An 18,238-nucleotide genomic window follows, 5' to 3' on the forward strand; every position below is an offset into this window, starting at 1 on the left:
CTTAGTGTCTAAGCTGGGCGAGTTGCTGTTTCAGTTCTTCTACTTTGTTGGCTTCTGATTGCTGTTCGCGCTTAAGTTTGATTTCTTTTTCGCGGGCCAGCTGCTTGTGGGCTTTGAATTCCTCGGTGAGTTCGTCGTAAGCCCTGATTTTCTCCTCGGTCACCCGGTTGCTGTTCTTGTACATGGAGGCAAAGATGGCAGCTATAATGCCCAGGACCGCGATAATAGCCAGGCTGAGCCATACGTATACCTGTTTATCCATGTCAATACCCAGCACCGTCAGGCTGGCCACGTCATGCGCGCCCTGTTGGATCTGCTTTTCCTTTTGGGCGTTCACTTCCTGCAGGGCCTGCACCTGGGCTTTCTGGTCGGCGAGTTCTTTTTGGGTTTTGGCCAGGGCTACGGCCGTTTCCTTGCCGGCGTTCTTGATGCTCTGTTGCCGCGCTCTGAGCGTATCCTGCACGTTTTTGAAGAAAGCATCCAAACTAGCCTGTTTCACCACCTTGTGCGGTTGGTTATACTTCATCTCAGTGGAAGAGCGAAATTTCAACGAGCTGAACTGCTGCTGCAGGTTGTAGGTTGCTCTGTTTTGAGCCGGGGCTGCCGTTTGGGCTTGGCCCGAGGTTACCACCAAAACACCTAGGAACAGAGAAAGGGATATAGCTTTCATACGGGGATAATTTAATGTCAATAATTTTACCTGTGGAACTAAAATTACTGATTTCTAGCCAAGGGAGAAAGTTAATGACAAAGAGTTTGGGCAAACGAGCAAGGTAGCGTTCCAGTATAGAACCAGGTCAAAAAAGGGCCTTCTTCCTCATCTTCAGCCTCTTTTCAGAAAATAAGCCTTAAAACAACAGCCTATTTGCGGCCATTTCCAAGTGTCTTTTCAGCCGGTATGTTCCCTTTCCGGGTCCCCTCTCCTGGTGTTCAGGAGCGGGGAATTCCGGGGGGTTAGTTCAGGGTATACACTGGCTTATCACCCAGGCCCAGCGCCGAGGCCGTGGAGGTCAGTTCCTTCAGGGTGTTAGTGGTGGCTTCGTCCAAGGTCTTTTGCTGCATCATTTTCAAAAGCAGCGCCGAAACGCTCAGGTTGCGCACATCATCGGTGTTCATCCCGAACTGGGTGATGAACCGCTGCAGGTTGGCTTTGAAGTCGATGTGGCCGTTGCCGTCTTTCTGGAAAAACGCGTCCTTCACGGTACCCAGCACCTCGCTGTTGGTGACCAAACGGTCTACCTGCTTGCCTTTGGTGATGGACCCGATGATCTGGTCGAAGAACATGGTTTCCCCGCCCACAATGTCGATCTTCGCGGCTTTCAGAGCTTCGGCAATCACAGAGGCCTGAGAAGCAGCGATGTCTTTCTGGATGTCAATGCTGGCCAGTTCTATGGCTTTGTCTTTCTCCAGGCGCAGTTTGAACTCTTCGTGCTCTTTGCCCACGCCGTCCAGTTTCTTCATGGCCTCGGCTTTGGCTTCTATGCCTTTAGCGTCCACGGTGAATTTCTCTTCGTTCACGCGGGCCTCCGCCAGGCCTTTCTGCTGCTCGGCCTCGGCGGTCACCTGAATCACGGCGGCCTGGGCCAGGCCTTGCTCCTTGGCTACTTTGGCGGCGACCACGCCTAATGTCTCATTCGCCTGGGCCTGGGCTTCGGCTTTGGCCTGAATGGCTTTGGCTTCGGCCACGGATTGCATCTCCAGCACGGTGGCTTCGCTCTGGCCTTCCTTGGTGCGGGCCTGGGCTTTGGCTTCCATTACCTTGGCTTCAGCTAAACCAACGGCGGCGGCTTTGCTGGCTTCAGCTTCGGCCAGGAGTTTAATGGCCTGGGCTCGGTTATCGGCGGAGGCTTTCTCAGCTTCGGCGTCAATGATGGTTTGTTTCGCCCGGAACTCGGCGGCTTGTCTTTCCATTTCGGCGGCACCCACCAGGGTGATGGTAGCCTCGTCGTTCTGCTGCTGAGCCTTGGTAACGGCCACCTGCTTCAGACGCTCGGCCTCGGCCAGGGCTTTGGTGTCCTTGATTTTCTCTTCTTCCTGCACCACCGCTTTCTCCACAGCAATGCGCTCTTTTATAATACCCTGAATGTTCTTGCGCTCCTCTTCAATGGCTTTCTCCTTCTCAATCTGGGCCAGGGCTACAATGCGCTGCATTTCGTTCTCTTCCAGCATTTTGGCTTGCTCTACGCGCACGGTTTCCACGGCATCGGTGCGCTGTTTGCTGCGCTCGGCCACCAATACCTGGCGCTCGCGGTTCTGCTCAGAGATCATGACTTCCTCATCGGTGGCAATGCGGGCTCTCTCAGAAATCATGCGCTGCTCCTGGGTTACTTTCTCAATCTCCGCCGATTCCCTGGCTTTGATGCTGGCAATCTCCCGGCGCTGTTTCTCCTGGTTCTCAGCCAGTTGTTTTTCCAGTTCCAGAATGGTTTCCTGCGCCTCTACGTTCTGCTTCTTGATGGTTTTCTCGCGCTCGCGCTCAATGAGGTTGGCCTGCACTTTCTGACGGGCGGTCAGGTCGATGATCTTCTTGATCCCCTCGGCGTCCAGGATGTTGTTCTCGTTCAGGTTGCTCAGCGGCGTCTGCTCCAGGTAGTCAATGGCGCAGTCGTCCAGGATGTAGCCGTTCAGATCGGTGCCGATGGTCTGCAGAATCTGACGTTTGAAGTCATCGCGGCTCTGGTACAATTCCACGAAATCAAAGTGCTTGCCTACGGTTTTGAGCGCCTCTGAGAATTTGGCATCGAAAAGGCTCTCCAACGCACCCGGATCTGAGGCCCGCTTACACCCGATGGACTGCGCCACCTGCACCACGTCTTCCTGGGTTTTATTTACCCGCAGAAAGAAATTCACCTTGATATCGGCGCGCAGGTTGTCTTTACAGATCAATCCCTCGGCCCCGGTGCGGGAGATGACAATGGTCTTGAGGGTGATGTCCATGACCTCCAGCTTGTGGATGATGGGCACCACGAAGATGCCGGAGAAGGAGACTTTGGTGTCGCCCATGCCGGTGCGTACCATGGCCTCGCCTTGGATGGCCTTGCGGTACATCTTGATGATGACCAGCAGCACCCCAAAGACAATGACCGCCAGCATGATGGTGGTTGCGAGAGTAAGGGATTGAAACATAGAATGTAGAATAAAAAGTTAAAGGGTTTGGTAAGGTTCTATTAAATAAAGGTTGGTTTCTGGCAGGTAGTCAATGACCACGGCGGTGTCACCCTTGAGAATGAGGCTTTCCTGCGAGGTTTTCACGTTCAGGAGCACCGGCGAGCCTTTGGTTTTCACGGCGGCCTGCCCAATCTGGGCGTTGTTGGCGGGCAGCAGCACCGTACACACCTGCCCTATCAAAGCAGCATTCGGCGCTTCTTCCTTTATCATGGCCTGGAACAATTTCACGAACGGATAGGTCAGGAACTTGGCCACGAACAGGCAGAAAACCATGAGGGGCAGCATGAGCAGCAGGCCCACCCAACTGGAGGCCGTTCCCAGCGCATAGTTCACGCCCACCGAAACCGCCCAGAACGGCAGCGCAAAAAAAGACAGGAAAATCATGAGCGGCACCCGCCCCAGGTGGAAGAACACGAGCACGCCCTCCAGTCCGTCCAGCGAGGCATCCCCGCCCAAATCAGCATCCAGGTCAAGGTCCAGGGAACTCAGGTCCAGCACGCCCACCAGCACCGTGAGCCAGTAGAGGAGCACAAAAATGAGCAACCCCGAGGCAAACACGTTGGCATAGGAAAAGGAGGCTTGCAGAAGTTCTTGCATAGAGGATGACGCTTTTCTAAAAGTACAAATTCTAGGTTTATCGCGACGAATAAGTCTAGTCTGGGAAAGAAATTTTTCAATTCCAAAGCCCTCTTCTTAGAAGAGGGAGCCCGATGGCAATAATTCAAGGCTAACCGCGTGCCAGGCCATCGCCTTTAATTCCTGCCAGGACGGGGTGATTTCTGCCAGGAAAGGTGCCGCGGCCTGGGCGAACTGGCCCACCTCTTCCACCCCATCTTTCACCAGCCAGAAACTCACGGCGGCGCAAAAGATAAATCCTAATTGTCCCATTTTATTTAAGTGCTGAGTCTAGCGTTCTAAATCCTGAGTCTGGTAAGCGGCTGCGTTCAGCGCCCGATTTTGGAAAACCGGGACGTAAACGAACAAGGGTGCTAAGGTTCCTTTGATGTAGGAGAGGCGGGCAGGAAGTAAATTCTGCTTCGGGCCTGATTTCTGGAAAACAGCCCCGAAACGGCTGTTATCTAGGGTTGGATGGTGTGCGCGTCTGTAGAAGGCGCGAGGCCTAGTTTCTCATTCAAAGCATCTGCCTTTTGGGTAAAGGCCTGGGCGGTGGAGGCATCCTGCGGTTTCTCTGGCGCACCGGTCTGGTCCTTGGTCTCGGATCCATTTTCACCTGAGCCCTGCGTCTGAGATTGGCCAGCAGTTCCTTCCCTCCGCAGGTTTTCCAGCAGCGTGAGCGAGCCGGGGGAGTTGAGCTGGGCCATCTGCCGGTTAATGGTTTTAGTGGCACTGCTCACCGTCACCCTTGACTTGAGCACGCGCAGCTGCATCTCATTTTTCCGGAGGTTGGTTTTCAGTGCTTTATTGTTCTGCTCCAGCTCTGCCCGGGTGTGGCTTGGTTTCCCGCTATCCGGCCCTTCTGAAATTGAACCAGCGTTGGTTTCCTCTTTCCCGAGGGTTTCCAGGGCGCGAACGTTCTTCTCCAGCTCCAGCCGCATGTCCCTGATGGCTTGCTCCGCTTTCTGGATGGGCTCCTTGAGCTCCTCCACCGAGGGGTGCGCCTCAGAAGTGCCTATATTGAAAATGTGTTGCAAAATGGTCATATCAGCGAGATTGGTTTTTAGAGAATTGGATCAGTTGCTCCCCGTATTCACTCAGCAGTAGGGCCAGCGAATTCAAGGAGGCCTCTATTTCGTGCAGGTCCAGTTTGCTCATCTGCAGGGTATCCCGGAAAATGAGCCGCCGCCCGGATTCATCCAGCACGAAGGCGCCGTGGATGATGTCGCGGTTTTTCTGGAGCAGGCTCTGGCAGATCTCCACCGTTACCTTGGGTAGTTCCAGGATGTACTGCTCCATGATCAGGAGCGGATCTGTACAGCCAATGACCAAGTTCTTGATGCCCAGACTTTCCTTTTCCACCACCAACACGCAATCCCTGGGATCTTCGTGGGTGATGTGGAAATCCAGTTCCACCAGGTATTCTTTCACTTTCTTGAAGTAGTTGTTTTCCATCTTTTAAGTTTATGTGTAACCTCTGCTCTCTGGCTTAGGCCGTAAAGTCGTTTTGAGCCCGTTTTTCACCATTTACCCAAAGAAAAGCTTTCTGCCCGTCCTTCCCTACTCCGCCCTAGGATTGCTCATAATCCTGACCTTTGTTCCTGATTGTTTTCTCTTCCTCTCTTTTCCAATCTGGAAAGACCACCCTTATTTTTGCTCTTAATTGTAGCAACATTGAAAATAAGTCCTTATCTTGTCCTGATTTCGAAGGCAATTATACTACAAAAAATAGATACGCTCAAAATTGTAGCAAGTTTATTTTTAAATTATTTTTTATGTCGTGCATCGGGAAGAACATCAAGAAAATCAGGACGGTCAAAAATTTGAGCCAAGCCGCCTTTGCGCAACTCTTTGATCTGGCGCGCCCTAGCGTGGGCGCCTACGAAGAAGGCCGGTCTGAACCCAAGATTGACACGCTGGTGCAGATTGCAAGGCACTTTGGGATCAGCTTGGACCTGTTAATCACCAAAGAACTCACCGTCAATGATTTATATGGGTTTGATATCTTCAAGCGGGATCTTCACCCAGATCACCTGCTCATAAAAGTAGCAGACGCTACTGAGGCACCGGCTTACCACACAGCATTGGTCATGGCCGTGGAGCAAACGGCCTATTTCACCCATCGGCAGGAAAAGCAGTTTATAGATGGGCTTCCGTCCCTCATCTTGCCCGGCGAAGCGCAGATCCTGCACCGGGCCTTTGAGCATACCGGCTCTGAGATGCAGTACCAGCAGCACGGCCTGCGCCACGGGGACATCTTGTACTGCTCGGCGGTCGCCGTAGATGCTTCCCAGCTCAAACCCAACGAAGTCTACGTGGTCCTCACCCAGAACAAGCTGGTCGCCCGCCGCTACCGAGGCCTCACCGAGGACGGCGCCCTCCTGCTCAAAGCAGACAACCCCGACTATGACCATCTCTCCCTTCCCATAGCAGAGGTAACCGAGCTTTGGCACGTAGATGGCGTGTACAGCACCTATCTCAAATCACCGTCCTCGCTGGAGGAAAGGCTTACCCGTTTGGAGGCCTTGGTCAGGAAACTGACGGGTGAGTGAGTGAGGAAGTGAATGAGAGAATTAGTGGATGAGAGATTGAGTGAATAGGTTAAGGGTTAAGTAAGGTATGCTTGGTAATTGAATAGTTAATTTCTGATTTAAGGCTGTCTTAGGAAAAACGTAGTTAAAAAAAATATCAGCTCAAAATGGAGGCGGTGTCAAACTGCAAATGTCTCCTTTTGAAATTAGGACTGGTTACTTCTTACCTTTCACTGGTTCAAGCATTTCCCTGGTTCAAGTTTGCAACTTGGACCCATTATGGACTGAAGTTTTCAACTTCAGTGAGGCGAGAGCCTCAAACCAGCTTTGCTGATTCTGTAGTCCTAAGCTCATGCCTGAAGGAACCCACCCCTACCCCTCCCAGGAGGGGAATCTTGACTGCTGCCGTTGTTGGTGTTATCACCAACAACACGTATATCGGTGGCAGGCGCAAGGGCAACCACAAGGGATTACCTCTACAAAAAACGCTTCAATTAGCGCGGATGACCATTTTAGGCCTTTAAGGGACAGAACCTTAGTCTTCATCAAAGGCATGAACTTGCCTGGGCGTCATTGCCACTATGGCAAAGTTTGGGGCTATCGCCCCACTGAAGTTGAAAACTTCAGCCCATTGTGGGTCCAAGTTGGAAACTTGAACCAGAGAGATGTAAAAAGTCATCCCCTACCCCCTTCAAAGGGGGACGGAATGCGTGAGCTTCCCAAAGCTGGTCACTATACAAAACAAAAGTCGGCTTCTGTCTAAACAGAAGCCGACTTTCTATATTATCTATAATAGATAAATCTAGGTGTAGATTTCCTGAATGAAGTTCTGGTATTTCTCAAACAGGACCTTGCGCTTCAGTTTGAGAGTGGGCGTGAGCTCACCGCCGGCAACGGTCCATTCCTGGGGCAGGAGGGCAAACTTTTTGAGTTGCTCCACAGGATTGAAGTAGTGGTTGTATTTCTTCACAGCCTCGAAGATAAGGGCGCGCACGCGTTTATCGGCGACGGCGGCCAGGTTTCCGGGGTATGGGAGGCCCTGGCTTGCGTACCATTCCTGCAGCGCCTTGAAAGCAGGCACAATCAGGGCGCCCACAAATTTCTGCGACTCGCCCACCACCATGATCTGCTCAATCCAGGGGCTTTCCACCATTTTGTTTTCAATGGGCTGCGGCGCTACGTACTTGCCTCCGCTGGTCTTGAAAAGCTCTTTCTTGCGATCAGTGATCTTGAGGAATTTGCCGTTAACCAGGGTGCCTATGTCCCCGGTGTGGAGCCAGCCGTCTCTCAGTACCTCGGCGGTGAGGTCGGGGCGCTTGTAGTAGCCCATCATGATGTTGGGGCCTTTACAGAGAATCTCACCGTCGTCGGCAATCTTCACCTCCACATCCCTTAGTAGCGGGCCCACGGTGCCAAACATGCGGTTCTCCTCTGGATACCGGTTCCCGCTGATGATGGGCGATGCCTCAGTCAGACCGTAGCCTTCCTGAATCACAATTTCTGCGGCAGTAAAGACTTTAAGCAACCGCACCTGGCAAGCTGCCGCCCCGGTGATGATGGATTTCACCTCGCCACCCATCGCCTCGCGCCATTTACTGAACACCAGCTTGTTGGCTATGGCTAGTTGCATTCTGTAAGTGATGGAAAGAGGCGTATTGATTTCAAATCGCTCAGCCAAACGAAGGGCCCAGTCAAATAAAGATTTCTTCACTCCGGTGAGTTCGCTTCCTTTCCGCATGATGGTCTCGTACACTTTTTCCAGCAGGCGGGGCACAGTAGTAAAAATGGTGGGTTTTACCTCTCGCAGGTTTTCGGCAATAGACTCCATGCTCTCTGCATAATAGATAGAAACGCTGGCGTAGATGTAGCAGTAGGTGGCCATGCGCTCAAAGGCGTGGTTCAGGGGCAGGAAGCTGATGGCTCGTTTCCCGCGCACGCCCACTTCGTCTATCACCTCGGTACTGTTAAACATGTTGCTCAGGATGTTCCGGTGCGAGAGCATGACACCTTTGGGCGTACCGGTGGTACCCGAGGTATAGAGGATGGTGGCCAAATCTTCTGGCCGGATGCTTTCTTTACTTTGGGTTAGTTGCTGCTCCAGATCACGAGAAACCTCAAAAAGGAGTTCCTTCCAATGCATGGCTTCCGTCACGGGGCTGAACGTGTACACCTTCTGCAGCGCCGGCAAATCTCCCTTCACGTTTTGCACCTTTTTATAAAGGCTTTTTTCGCCCACAAACACCATTTTCACGGCGGCATCTTGCAAGACGAATTTCAGCTCCTCATCATTGATGGTGGGGTAAATGGGCACGGAGATAGCCCCGATTTGCTGAATAGCCAAATCCACCAGAATCCACTCGGGCCGGTTGGCACTGATGATGGCGATCTTGTCCCGACCTTCGGCGGTGCCGTCTCCGGAAGATATTCCCTGCGCCAAGAGCCCCACGCTTAATTGGTTCACGGTATCTACCACTTCCTGGGTGGAGTACTTGCACCAGGCACCATGCTCTTTGGCGCTGAGCATGTCTACCAGGGGCATGTTTTTGAGTTGGTACGCCAGGCAATCAAATAATCTGGTTGGCTCTTCTGGTGAGCCTTTCTTCGGAGTCAGCACGGGTTCCAGGGATAATTTAGGTTAAAAAGGGCACAGGAGCTTTATCGCCCATTTTTACGGGCTAAAAGTACTCGTATTTTACGGCTTAAAGAAGAAAGCAGATACCCACTTCTCAGAACACCAAATCAGAATTATGCAGGCACGGCATTCAGCTCAAAACTCGTTTAAAAAGCTTCTAAATGAGTTTTCCAAAGTACCTCCCGGCGCCTGAGACAACTATCCGTCCAGAAAAAATGAAAGCCTTCTTGACTCTTGTGCAGTAAGCCATCGGAGTTACTAAATCCGATTAAGGGCTATTTTGTAATAAAAGCCCCAAAAATGCTCTCTACATCTAAAGCCAAACACCGGTGATAGCTGCCAGATCTACTGCCCTCGTGTCCCTGGCTGTAAATAACCTATATTTCTTTTGCTATATAAGCCCTTGCTTTCTACCTTAGCCTTGAAATTATACCGAAGAGGGGAGAGAGCAGGCTCTGAGAACCTCTAGCAACCGTTAACCAAGTTAAAAAGGTGCTAACTCCTGCCCAGCCAAATGGGAAATATAAGTTTTCAGACCATGCTCAGCAGCCGCAACCTTTCCAACGCAAACCATCTTTCGTTATCTACAGCTTCAGGCTTTTCCACTGCCTGTATGCATTCTTGTTGCTGCTGTTAGCTTTCTTAGATATTCCGGGCTCCCGGAATTTTATCGTTCTGCGCTGATGCAGGACTTCTCTGTTTTCTAACTTCTTTTTTCAGTTTCACTCTTTATGTACACTGCACTTGCGCAGGCAAGGGTAAAGAAACCGGCTTTTGCCTGGGGCACCTCTTTGCACACCTGCCTCTCCTCTACCCTGGCGGCGCTCTATCGCTTCCTCTCCCTTTGCTGTTGCGGAAACGTCTTTTCTCCGCTACGCTTTTAACCATTTTTAGAAAATCACCCTTAAAACACCATGAAACCATTTCTACCTACTTACAGGGCGCTTCTGGTCCTGGCCGCCTGGACCCTGACCCTTGTCCCGGCCCTGGCGCAAAGCAGCTATTACTTTCCCAAGACGAAGAATTTTGACGCCGCTATTCCTACGCCCGAGCAGTTCCTGGGCTACGGCATAGGCGAGCGCCACAGCCGCTATGAGCAATCGGTGGCGTACCTCAAAGAGCTGGACCGGCTCTCAGACAAAGTGAAAGTGCAGACCATCGGGTTTACCTATGAACTGCGGCCGCAGGTGGTGGCTATCATTACCTCTCCTGAAAACCACGCCCGCCTGGAGGACATCCGGAAGGAGCACCTGCAGTTAGCCGATGTCTCCAAGCCCTTGCCCAACCTTGCCAACGCACCCGTGTTCGTGAACCTGGGCTACAGCGTGCACGGCAACGAGGCCTCCAGCCTGGAAGCCTCCCTCCTCACGGCCTACTACTACACCGCCAACCAGGACCCGGAAACCCAACGAGCTCTGAAAGAAGCAGTGATCTTACTCGATCCCGCCCACAACCCCGATGGCCGCGACCGGCACGCGAACTGGATCAATGTGCACCAAAGCGACCCTTCCGTAGCGGACCCTGCCGATTGGGAGCACCACGAGGTGTGGCCCGGCGGCCGCGGCAACCACTACTGGTTTGACCTGAACCGCGACTGGCTGCCCATTGCGCACGTGGAAAGCAGAAACCGCCTGAAATTCTACCATGAGTGGCTCCCCAATGTGGTCATTGACTTCCACGAGATGGGCACCAACTCCACCTACTACTTTGAGCCCAGCAAACCCTACGGCTCCGAGAACTACCTGGTGCCCCGCAGCACCTATGACAACCTGAACGTCATCATCGCCAAATACCACGCCGCGGCGCTGGATGAGATTGGGTCGCTGTACTTCACCAAAGAACAGTACGACAACATCTACCCCGGCTACGGCTCCACCTACCCCGATTTCCAGGGCGGCGTGGGCATCACCACTGAGCAGGCCAGCTCCCGCGGCAACCGCCAGGAGAACTCCACCGGCGTACTGACCTTCGCCTTCGGGATACGAAACCACCTGAGCACCGGCTTGGCCACGGTCAAAGGCGCCGTTGAGAACCGCGAGACTTTCCTGAAACACCAGCGCGAATTCTACAAATCCGGCCTCGCCGATGGCCGCCAAAATCCGGTGAAAGCCTATGTGTACGGCGAGAAGTACGATGCCACCCGCCTGCGCAATTTCACCGAGCTGTTGCTGGCCCACAAGATTGAGGTGTATGAACTACCCGGCAACCAGACCATCAACGGCACCGCATTCGAGAAAGGAAAAACCTTTGTAGTGCCCACCGAACAACCGCAGTACCGCCTGGTGGAATCCATCTTCGCCAAAAACACCAATCTACCCGACAGTGTGTTCTACGATGCCTCCACCTGGACCCTGGCCCTGGCCTATGGCCTGCCGCACGTGGGCGCCACCAAACCGGTGAACCGCGGAAACAAATTGACGTCCTTGCCCGCCCTTACCGCCGCAGCCCCGCCTAAAAGCAACTACGCCTACCTCCTGGACTGGACGGATTACAACACCGCCGGCGCCTTGTACCAGCTGCAATCCCTGGGAGTGACGGCCCAAACGGCCCTGAAACCTTTCACGGCCAATACTACGGCGGGTGCCAAAGACTACCTACCCGGAGCCATCACCATTCCGGTTGCCTCCCAGAAAATCTCGTCTGACTCGCTGTACAAAGCCATACAGAAAGTAGTCGCCGATCGCAAAATCAAAATTGCCTCAGTGAACAGCGGATTCAGCGCCAAAGGCATTGACCTTGGCAGTAGCAACATCCAGACCATCCGGAAACCCGAGGCCCTGATGCTGGTCGGCACTGGCGTACAGGGTCCGGAGGCCGGAGAAGTGTGGTTCCTGCTGGATTCTCAGTTAAAAATGCCCATCACCAAAGCCGAATTGAGTTCTTTCCCGCGCCTGTCTTTGGCTCGTTACAACACCATCGTGCTGGTGAGCGGCTCTTACAACAGCCTGGACAAAAACACGGTGGACAAACTGAAGCGGTGGGTAACTGAGGGCGGTACCCTGATCACCTTCAAAACCGCCTCTGAGTGGGCCATCAAACAGGGCATCGCGAATGCTCGCCTTATCTCTCCCGCTGATACCGCCGCTAAAACCGTGCGCCAGGATTACATCAACGCCCGCGAACTGGAAGGCGCCAAATCAGTGGGTGGCTCTATCTACCAGGTGGACCTGGACATCACCCACCCGCTGGCCTTCGGCTACACCTCCCGCAAACTGAGCGTGTACCGCAACAGCAGTGTGTTCCTGGCCCCCAGCAAAAGCTCGTATGAGACCGTGGCACAGTACACCGCCAATCCGCTGCAAAGTGGCTACGTATCCAAAGCCAACCTGAAGAAAATCGCCAACTCCGCTTCGCTGCTGGCGCAGAACCAAGGCCAGGGCACCGTAGTCCTCTTCGCTGATAACCCCAATTTCCGGGGCAGCTGGTACGGCACCAACCGCCTGTTCTTCAACGCTCTTTTCTTCGGCAACATCATTAAAACTGTTGGTGGGGTGCCTGCCGCGGCAGAGGAAGAATAATTGACTCTGACACTAAGTAGAATAAGGTTTGAATCTATGTATAACCTCTCACCTTATCATCCTGCAAGGATCTTGGTGGCGAGCGGTAATAGTGTTCTTAACGCCTTTCTAGCTTGCCCAAAAGATCCTTCTAGGATGACAGAAGAGGGATGGATTGTTTTGTACTCCTAAAGTTAAATGAAAGCGGCTACCAAAAGGTAGCCGCTTTCTTAGTTGCTGTTATGTGAACGAAAGATTGCACAATATCCTTCATTCCTTTTCACGCATTTCGTCCCCCTTTGAAGGGGGTAGGGGGATGACAAGGCCCTTCTTGAGCCAACTGCTCTTGCTACAGCTCGACGGCTTCTAGGTTAAAATACCACTCCTCAATAGGGCAACCACAAGGGATTGCCCCTACAGTTCAGGTATGACATAATCAGCAAGAGCAGTCATCCCCCTACCCCCTTCAAAGGGGGACGGAATGCTTGCTAACTTTATTATCTATTTCTATATCCCTTCACATGGTTCAAGTTTTCAACTTGGACCTACCATGACCTGAAGTTTGAAACTTCAGTGAGGCGCTAGCCTCAAACCAGACAATTAAATAAAGTAACGACCTCTCCAAAACCTCTCCCCATTTCAAGCCCATTTTCCTAAAACCAACCCCAAAACAGCAGACAAAAAGAAAAGGAGCACCGCTTCTGCGGTACTCCTTTTCAACAACAAAGAAGAAAGTTTAATTAATACCCAGGGTTCTGGTCTTCCGGTCCCAGGTCTGGGTCTGCGACGATATCAGCGTTGGGGATGGGGTACAGGAACTTGTTGGGGTCTGTGATACCGAGGACGGCTTGGGGGCGGCCGGTGCGGATGAGGTCAAACCAGCGGTGGCCTTCAAAGGCGAGTTCAAGTTTGCGTTCCTGTTCAATGGCCAGCAACAGACCAGGAGCATCTTGCAAGGTCAGTTTCTCTACCCGGGCTCTTTCCCGGATAGCGTTCACATCGGCTAGGGCGCCTACCAAGTCAGGGGCGGCTTTCTTCACGCGGGCCTCGGCGCGGATGAGGTATTGCTCAGAGATTCTCAGGAGGAACGCTGGGTCATCGCTGGTGCCGTTGCGGAAGTACTTTTTGCCATAGACAATGGTGCCGGAGGTCCCGATGAGGATGCTGCGGGCGCCGCCCACCGCTGGGTTGCGCAACTCGCTGGTGATGGCTTGACCAGGAATCCATTCCAGGCGCCCGCCGCTGGAGCTGGGCAGCCAGTAGGAGGCGTGGCTGTTGCCGTTGGCGGTGGTGTAGGCCAGTTCCAGGATGCTTTCGGGGGTGAGCAGGCCCTGGATCGTTTGCTCGTACGGAAACACTAGCTGGGCTTTTTTCGCGTCAATCACCTTGGTGGCGAAGTTCTCGGCCTCGGTCCAGTTTTCCTGGTAGAGGTAGAAGCGGGCTTTCAGGGCCCACACAGCCAGCAAAGAAGCGCGGGCGGGCGTGGTATAAGAAGAACCTACCGCACCGTTCTCCACCTCGGTGAAAAGCTGTTCGGCCTGGTTCAGGTCTGCCAGCACCTGGGCATAGGTTTCAGCTTTGGTGGAGCGGCCGATGCCTTGCCCGTCCAGTTTAGACTCCGTGGGCGTCAGGACAATCTGGGCGCCGCCCCAGGCCCGGGCGATGTCAAAGTAGGCAAGGCCGCGTAGGAAATGGGCCTCGGCCAGGGTGCTATTCCGGAGCTTCTCAGTTAAGGCGGGATCCTGGATGGCGGGTACTTTCGCGATAAGGTTGTTAGCCAGGTTGATCACGCGGTAAATCTGCCGCCAGGTACTCAGGATGGAGCTGTTCTCAGACTGGATGCCGTTGCGGTCAAACTGCCGGTAAAAGTCAAAAGACCCGATTGACTCTGCCTCGTCGGAGGACAGGTACGACAAAGCCGGATAGTCCAGGCCGTAGTAGCTGTTGCTCTGCAGTTCGCTGTAGGTTCCCAGCAGGGCAGCCTGCGCGCCGCGGGCATCTACCAGGGCCGTGGAAGACAGGACCTCGGTGGCCGGGTCCGGCTCCAGCAAATCGCAACTGGAGAACAGGACGGCGGCGGCTAAAACGAAGGTTTTATAGGAAGTGAGTATGGTTTTCATGGCTGTTTTTTAGAAAGTAACATTAGCACCTATCTGGAAACTTCTGGGCTGCGGCACCACTGCGTGGTCAATACCTAGCACGTTCTGGTTGTTCGCGGCTACATTCACCTCAGGGTCAAGGCCGCTGTAATTGGTAAGCGTCCAGAGGTTAGTGGCCAGCGCATATAGGCGCAGATTGGAGATTTTGAAGCGGTTCACTAGCTCGGTAGGCACGTTGTAGCCCAGGGTGATGGAGCGAAGGCGCAGGAAAGAACCGTCTTCCAGGTAACGGCTGCTGGGCAGGGTGTAGTTGTTGCCTCTTTTGGTCAGGCGGGGCACATCGGTGATGTCGCCGGGTTTCTGCCACCTGTTCAGCTGGTTCGGGAAGAAGGTGATGCCGCTCTGGGTACCGCCGTGCTCCATAAAAAAGCGGTTCAGGTTGATGATGTCGTTTCCGGACTGGAAATACAATAACGCCCCTAAATCGAACCGCTTGAAGCGCACGGTGTTGTTCAGACTCCCGAAGAAATCCGGTGCGCCGTTGCCCATGATCTTGCGGTCGGCGGTGGTGATGGTGCCGTTCTTGTCCACGTCATCGTACACGGCATCGCCGGTCTGCGGGTCTACATACAGTTGGTCATACACCCAGAAAGCGAAGAGCGAGTTGCCTTGCTCCATTCGCACCCAGTCGCGGGAGTGGGCGGTGATAGGCGTAGGCAGTTTCTCAATACGGTTCTTGTTCCGGGCAATATTGAAATCAGTGGACCACTGGAAATCATCTTTCTGGATGTTCACCGAGGAAATGCTCAGCTCCACTCCTTTGTTGCTCACCTCGCCCAGGTTCTCATACACGCTGGAATAGCCCAGTTTGGAAGGCACCGGCACCTGGATGAGCAGGTCTTTGGTGTATTTGCTGTAGTAGTTGGCCTCCACTTTGATGCGGTTCTGCAGGAAAGCCAGGTCCAGACCCACGTTCCACTGACGGGTGGTTTCCCAGGTCAGATCGGGGTTGCCCAACTGGCTGGGGCTGATGCCCGGGTTGTTCTGGTAGTTTCTGCCGGCTCTCCACAGGCTCTGTGAAGGGAAGTCATTGATGCCGTTCTGGTTACCGGACAACCCGATGTTGGCGCGTAGCTTGATTTGGTCAAACGGCAGGTTTTTCGCGAACGCCTCCTCTGAGACAATCCAGGACGCTCCTACCGACGGGAAGTAGCCCCACTTGTTACCCGCCGCAAACTTAGAGGAACCATCGGCGCGCAGGCTACCGTCCAGGCTGTACTTGTCTCTAAACGTGTAACTCGCCCTTCCGAAGAAAGACACCAACCCGTTCTGGCTCGAAGAAGTGCTCCCCGTCTGGATGGAAGATGAAGCGATTTCCTGGAAATTATCGCTCGGGAACTTCTGGCCCGAGAGCGTCAGGAAGTTGTACTTGGTGCTTTGGAGGGTATTTCCCAAAACCAGGTTCAAACGGTGGTCATCGCCCAAAGCTTTGTTATAGGTCAAGACCTGCTCGTTGATTAGGGTCACCAGGCTGGACTGCGTGTTGCTGCCGTTTCCGGCCGGAAGGCCCACGCTGATCTGGGTGTTGTTGTAGACTTTGTCTATGTAGCTGTTGTAGTCCAGGCTCCAGCTTGATTTGAACGACAAGCCCGGCAGAATCTCGTACTCGGCGTACAGGTTCCCGATGAGGCGGTTGCTGTGGCCCTGGATGTTCAGGTTCTCAATCAAGGCCAGGTGGTTGTCAAAGATGCTGTGGCGGGCATAGCTGCCATCCTCGTTGAACACGGGCAAGAACGTCTGCACGTACAGGGAGGAGTTAATCACCCCCTGCGCACTGTTGTCGTTGCGGCTCACGTTACGGTGGCTGTACGCGCCCGAGGCACTGATGCCCACCGTCAGTTTCTCGCTCAGGTTATGGTCAAAGTTGAACCGTCCGCTGAAACGCTCAAACTGGGCAGGTTTCACAATCCCTTCCTGTAAGAAATAACTGCCCCCAATAAAGTACCTGCTTTTGTCTGACCCACCCGAGGCTGACAAATCATAGCTCTGGGTTTTGGCGGTCTGGAACACATCCGGGATGCGGGAATAGGTGGTCTGCTCCTCCGGTAAGCCGCGGCCTCCTTCAGCTTTCGGGCGGAACGGCCGGGCAGCGAAAGCGCCGCCATCGTTCAGGAAAGCCTCATTGATGAGTTCGGCCTCCTGCTGCGCGTTCACTGTTTCATAAAGCTTAGGCGCCTTGGCCCAACCGAAGTACGTCTGAAAACTGATTTTGGAACCCGCATTCAGTTTGCCGCGCTTCGTGGTGATGAGCACCACCCCGTTCGCTCCCCTGGACCCGTAAATGGCCGTGGCGTTGGCGTCTTTCAGTACCTGAATGCTCTCAATATCTGTGGGGTTCAGGTCCGCCAGCGGATTGAAAGTCTGTCCACCTAAACCAAGGTTGCTCAGTGACTGATTGTTGATGAACACGCCGTCAATCACATATAAAGGCGAGTTGCTGGCATTGATGGAAGTGGCCCCGCGCACACTCACGCTGATACCGCCACCCGGCGCGCCGCTGGCCGAGGAAATCTGCACCCCGGCCGCTTTTCCTTGGATGAGTTGGTCGGGAGAAGTAACCGGCAAACCCCGCAGGTCTTCCACGTTCACGGTACTCACCGAGCTGGAAACTGCCCGCTGCGACTGCGTCCCGTAGCCCACTACCACAATCTCGTCCAGGCTTTTGGTGTCTTCTTTCAAGGTCACGTTCACGGTGGCTCCGTTCACCACCGCTTCCACAGACGTGTACCCGATACTGGAAAACACCAGCGTCTGGCCAGATGTTGCCGGAATGGAATAACGCCCCTCGGCGTTGGTGAAGGTGCCGCTGGTAGTGCCTTTCAGCACCACGCTTACGCCTGCCAGGGCTTCGTTGCCTTTGGTACCGGTCACCTGCCCTGTCACCGATTGGGCCTGGGCAAAAGCAGCATGGGTCAGCAATATTGCCAATAATACCCCTAGACTTACTAGACTTTTTAGAGTACTACTTGTATACGTTTTCATTTTTATAAAATAATAAAGACAAGATGATTCTTACCCGGCCTCAGGACGACACCGGTGATTCTTTTAAAGAAGCGAAAGGAGGATGTTAGCGCCTCGAATCCTGTATCAACAACAGCACATTCGGGCGAAGGTGGGCATGGCACCCATGGCTGGGACAGCGGGATAAGTGTGGAAGGATGTTCCGGAGGGAACATAGTTCTCCGGGGAAGAGAAGGGTAAAGAATGGTCCATAATGAACTAAGTTTGAAAAAAAGAAGACAAAAGCGCGCGTCACCGCAGGGTGAACAAGGCTACGCCAGGAAAGATGGAGGTGATGCCAGTTCTAACAGCAACAACAAGCCTGCATAAGCAGGATCTGCCGGGACGCAGGATGGCTGTTAGTAGTAAGGCGGGTGTTCAAACGCTGTAAGTGCATGGTCATTAATTTATAGTTCCCAAAAATGGGCAGGTGTTAGCACCTTTTCGGCGGGGCCGAAGGTTGCTAGAGGGTCCTGGAGCCTGCTCTCTCGCCTCTTCTTTATAAATCTCCAATAAAGATGCCCTAAAGGTAAGGGCACAACTTTTACAAAAACAACCTTTTTGCAGAAAATAATTTTTCCAAGTTTTCCTTAGCACTCCAACCAAATACAAATAATCCAACAAAGCAGAAAAAAA

11 protein-coding genes and 2 riboswitches are annotated in these 18,238 nt (G+C 53.4%); of the genes, 2 read left to right on the forward strand and 9 right to left on the reverse strand.

Going from position 1 to position 18,238, the window contains the following annotated elements; translation table 11 throughout:
• Nucleotide 1: 1 nt before the first annotated feature.
• From J3P34_RS01080 to J3P34_RS01105, 6 genes are all read right to left on the reverse strand, one after another.
• On the reverse strand, nt 2–670 hold the full coding sequence (locus J3P34_RS01080; RefSeq protein WP_210465864.1) for a hypothetical protein: 669 nt from the start codon (nt 668–670) through the stop codon (nt 2–4).
• 284 nt (nt 671–954) lie between these two features.
• Complete coding sequence (locus J3P34_RS01085) at nt 955–3,126, reverse strand: flotillin family protein (protein WP_210486056.1); 2,172 nt, start codon at nt 3,124–3,126, stop codon at nt 955–957.
• Nucleotides 3,127–3,144: 18 nt separating this feature from the next.
• A complete protein-coding gene (locus tag J3P34_RS01090; RefSeq protein WP_210486057.1) occupies nt 3,145–3,765 on the reverse strand; it encodes an OB-fold-containig protein in 621 nt (206 codons plus the stop codon).
• A 96-nt stretch (nt 3,766–3,861) separates the two neighbouring features.
• Nucleotides 3,862–4,056, reverse strand: a complete 195-nt coding sequence (locus J3P34_RS01095) for a hypothetical protein (protein WP_210486058.1) — start codon at nt 4,054–4,056, stop codon at nt 3,862–3,864.
• Between the two features lie 191 nt (nt 4,057–4,247).
• Nucleotides 4,248–4,829: a hypothetical protein gene (locus tag J3P34_RS01100; RefSeq protein ID WP_210486059.1), complete on the reverse strand. Its 582-nt coding sequence runs from the start codon at nt 4,827–4,829 to the stop codon at nt 4,248–4,250.
• A 1-nt stretch (nt 4,830) separates the two neighbouring features.
• Nucleotides 4,831–5,238 (reverse strand): YbjN domain-containing protein, encoded by a 408-nt coding sequence (locus J3P34_RS01105; RefSeq protein ID WP_210486060.1) that lies wholly within the window; start codon nt 5,236–5,238, stop codon nt 4,831–4,833.
• A gap of 320 nt (nt 5,239–5,558) precedes the next feature.
• Here J3P34_RS01105 and J3P34_RS01110 point away from each other — a divergent pair, with 320 nt between their 5' ends.
• Entirely contained in the window at nt 5,559–6,335 is a 777-nt protein-coding gene (locus tag J3P34_RS01110) for an XRE family transcriptional regulator (protein ID WP_210486061.1), read from the forward strand.
• A gap of 781 nt (nt 6,336–7,116) precedes the next feature.
• Here J3P34_RS01110 and J3P34_RS01115 read toward each other — a convergent pair.
• A complete protein-coding gene (locus J3P34_RS01115; RefSeq protein WP_345890321.1) occupies nt 7,117–8,928 on the reverse strand; it encodes an AMP-dependent synthetase/ligase in 1,812 nt (603 codons plus the stop codon).
• A gap of 442 nt (nt 8,929–9,370) precedes the next feature.
• Nucleotides 9,371–9,476, forward strand: a riboswitch (SAM riboswitch).
• A 384-nt stretch (nt 9,477–9,860) separates the two neighbouring features.
• Between J3P34_RS01115 and J3P34_RS01120 the strand changes: the two genes are divergently transcribed.
• Nucleotides 9,861–12,464 carry a M14 family metallopeptidase gene (locus J3P34_RS01120; RefSeq protein ID WP_210486062.1) on the forward strand — a complete coding sequence of 868 codons (2,604 nt, stop codon included), beginning with the start codon at nt 9,861–9,863 and terminating at the stop codon, nt 12,462–12,464.
• A gap of 719 nt (nt 12,465–13,183) precedes the next feature.
• Here the strand turns inward: J3P34_RS01120 and J3P34_RS01125 are convergent.
• A complete protein-coding gene (locus J3P34_RS01125) occupies nt 13,184–14,563 on the reverse strand; it encodes a RagB/SusD family nutrient uptake outer membrane protein (RefSeq protein ID WP_210486063.1) in 1,380 nt (459 codons plus the stop codon).
• Between the two features lie 9 nt (nt 14,564–14,572).
• Nucleotides 14,573–17,530, reverse strand: coding sequence for a SusC/RagA family TonB-linked outer membrane protein (locus J3P34_RS01130; RefSeq protein WP_210486064.1), 2,958 nt, complete (start codon nt 17,528–17,530; stop codon nt 14,573–14,575).
• 476 nt (nt 17,531–18,006) lie between these two features.
• Nucleotides 18,007–18,110, reverse strand: a riboswitch (SAM riboswitch).
• Nucleotides 18,111–18,238 lie beyond the last annotated feature (128 nt).

Source organism: Rufibacter aurantiacus (assembly GCF_017916345.1).
GTDB classification, from domain to species: Bacteria; Bacteroidota; Bacteroidia; order Cytophagales; family Hymenobacteraceae; genus Nibribacter; species Nibribacter roseolus.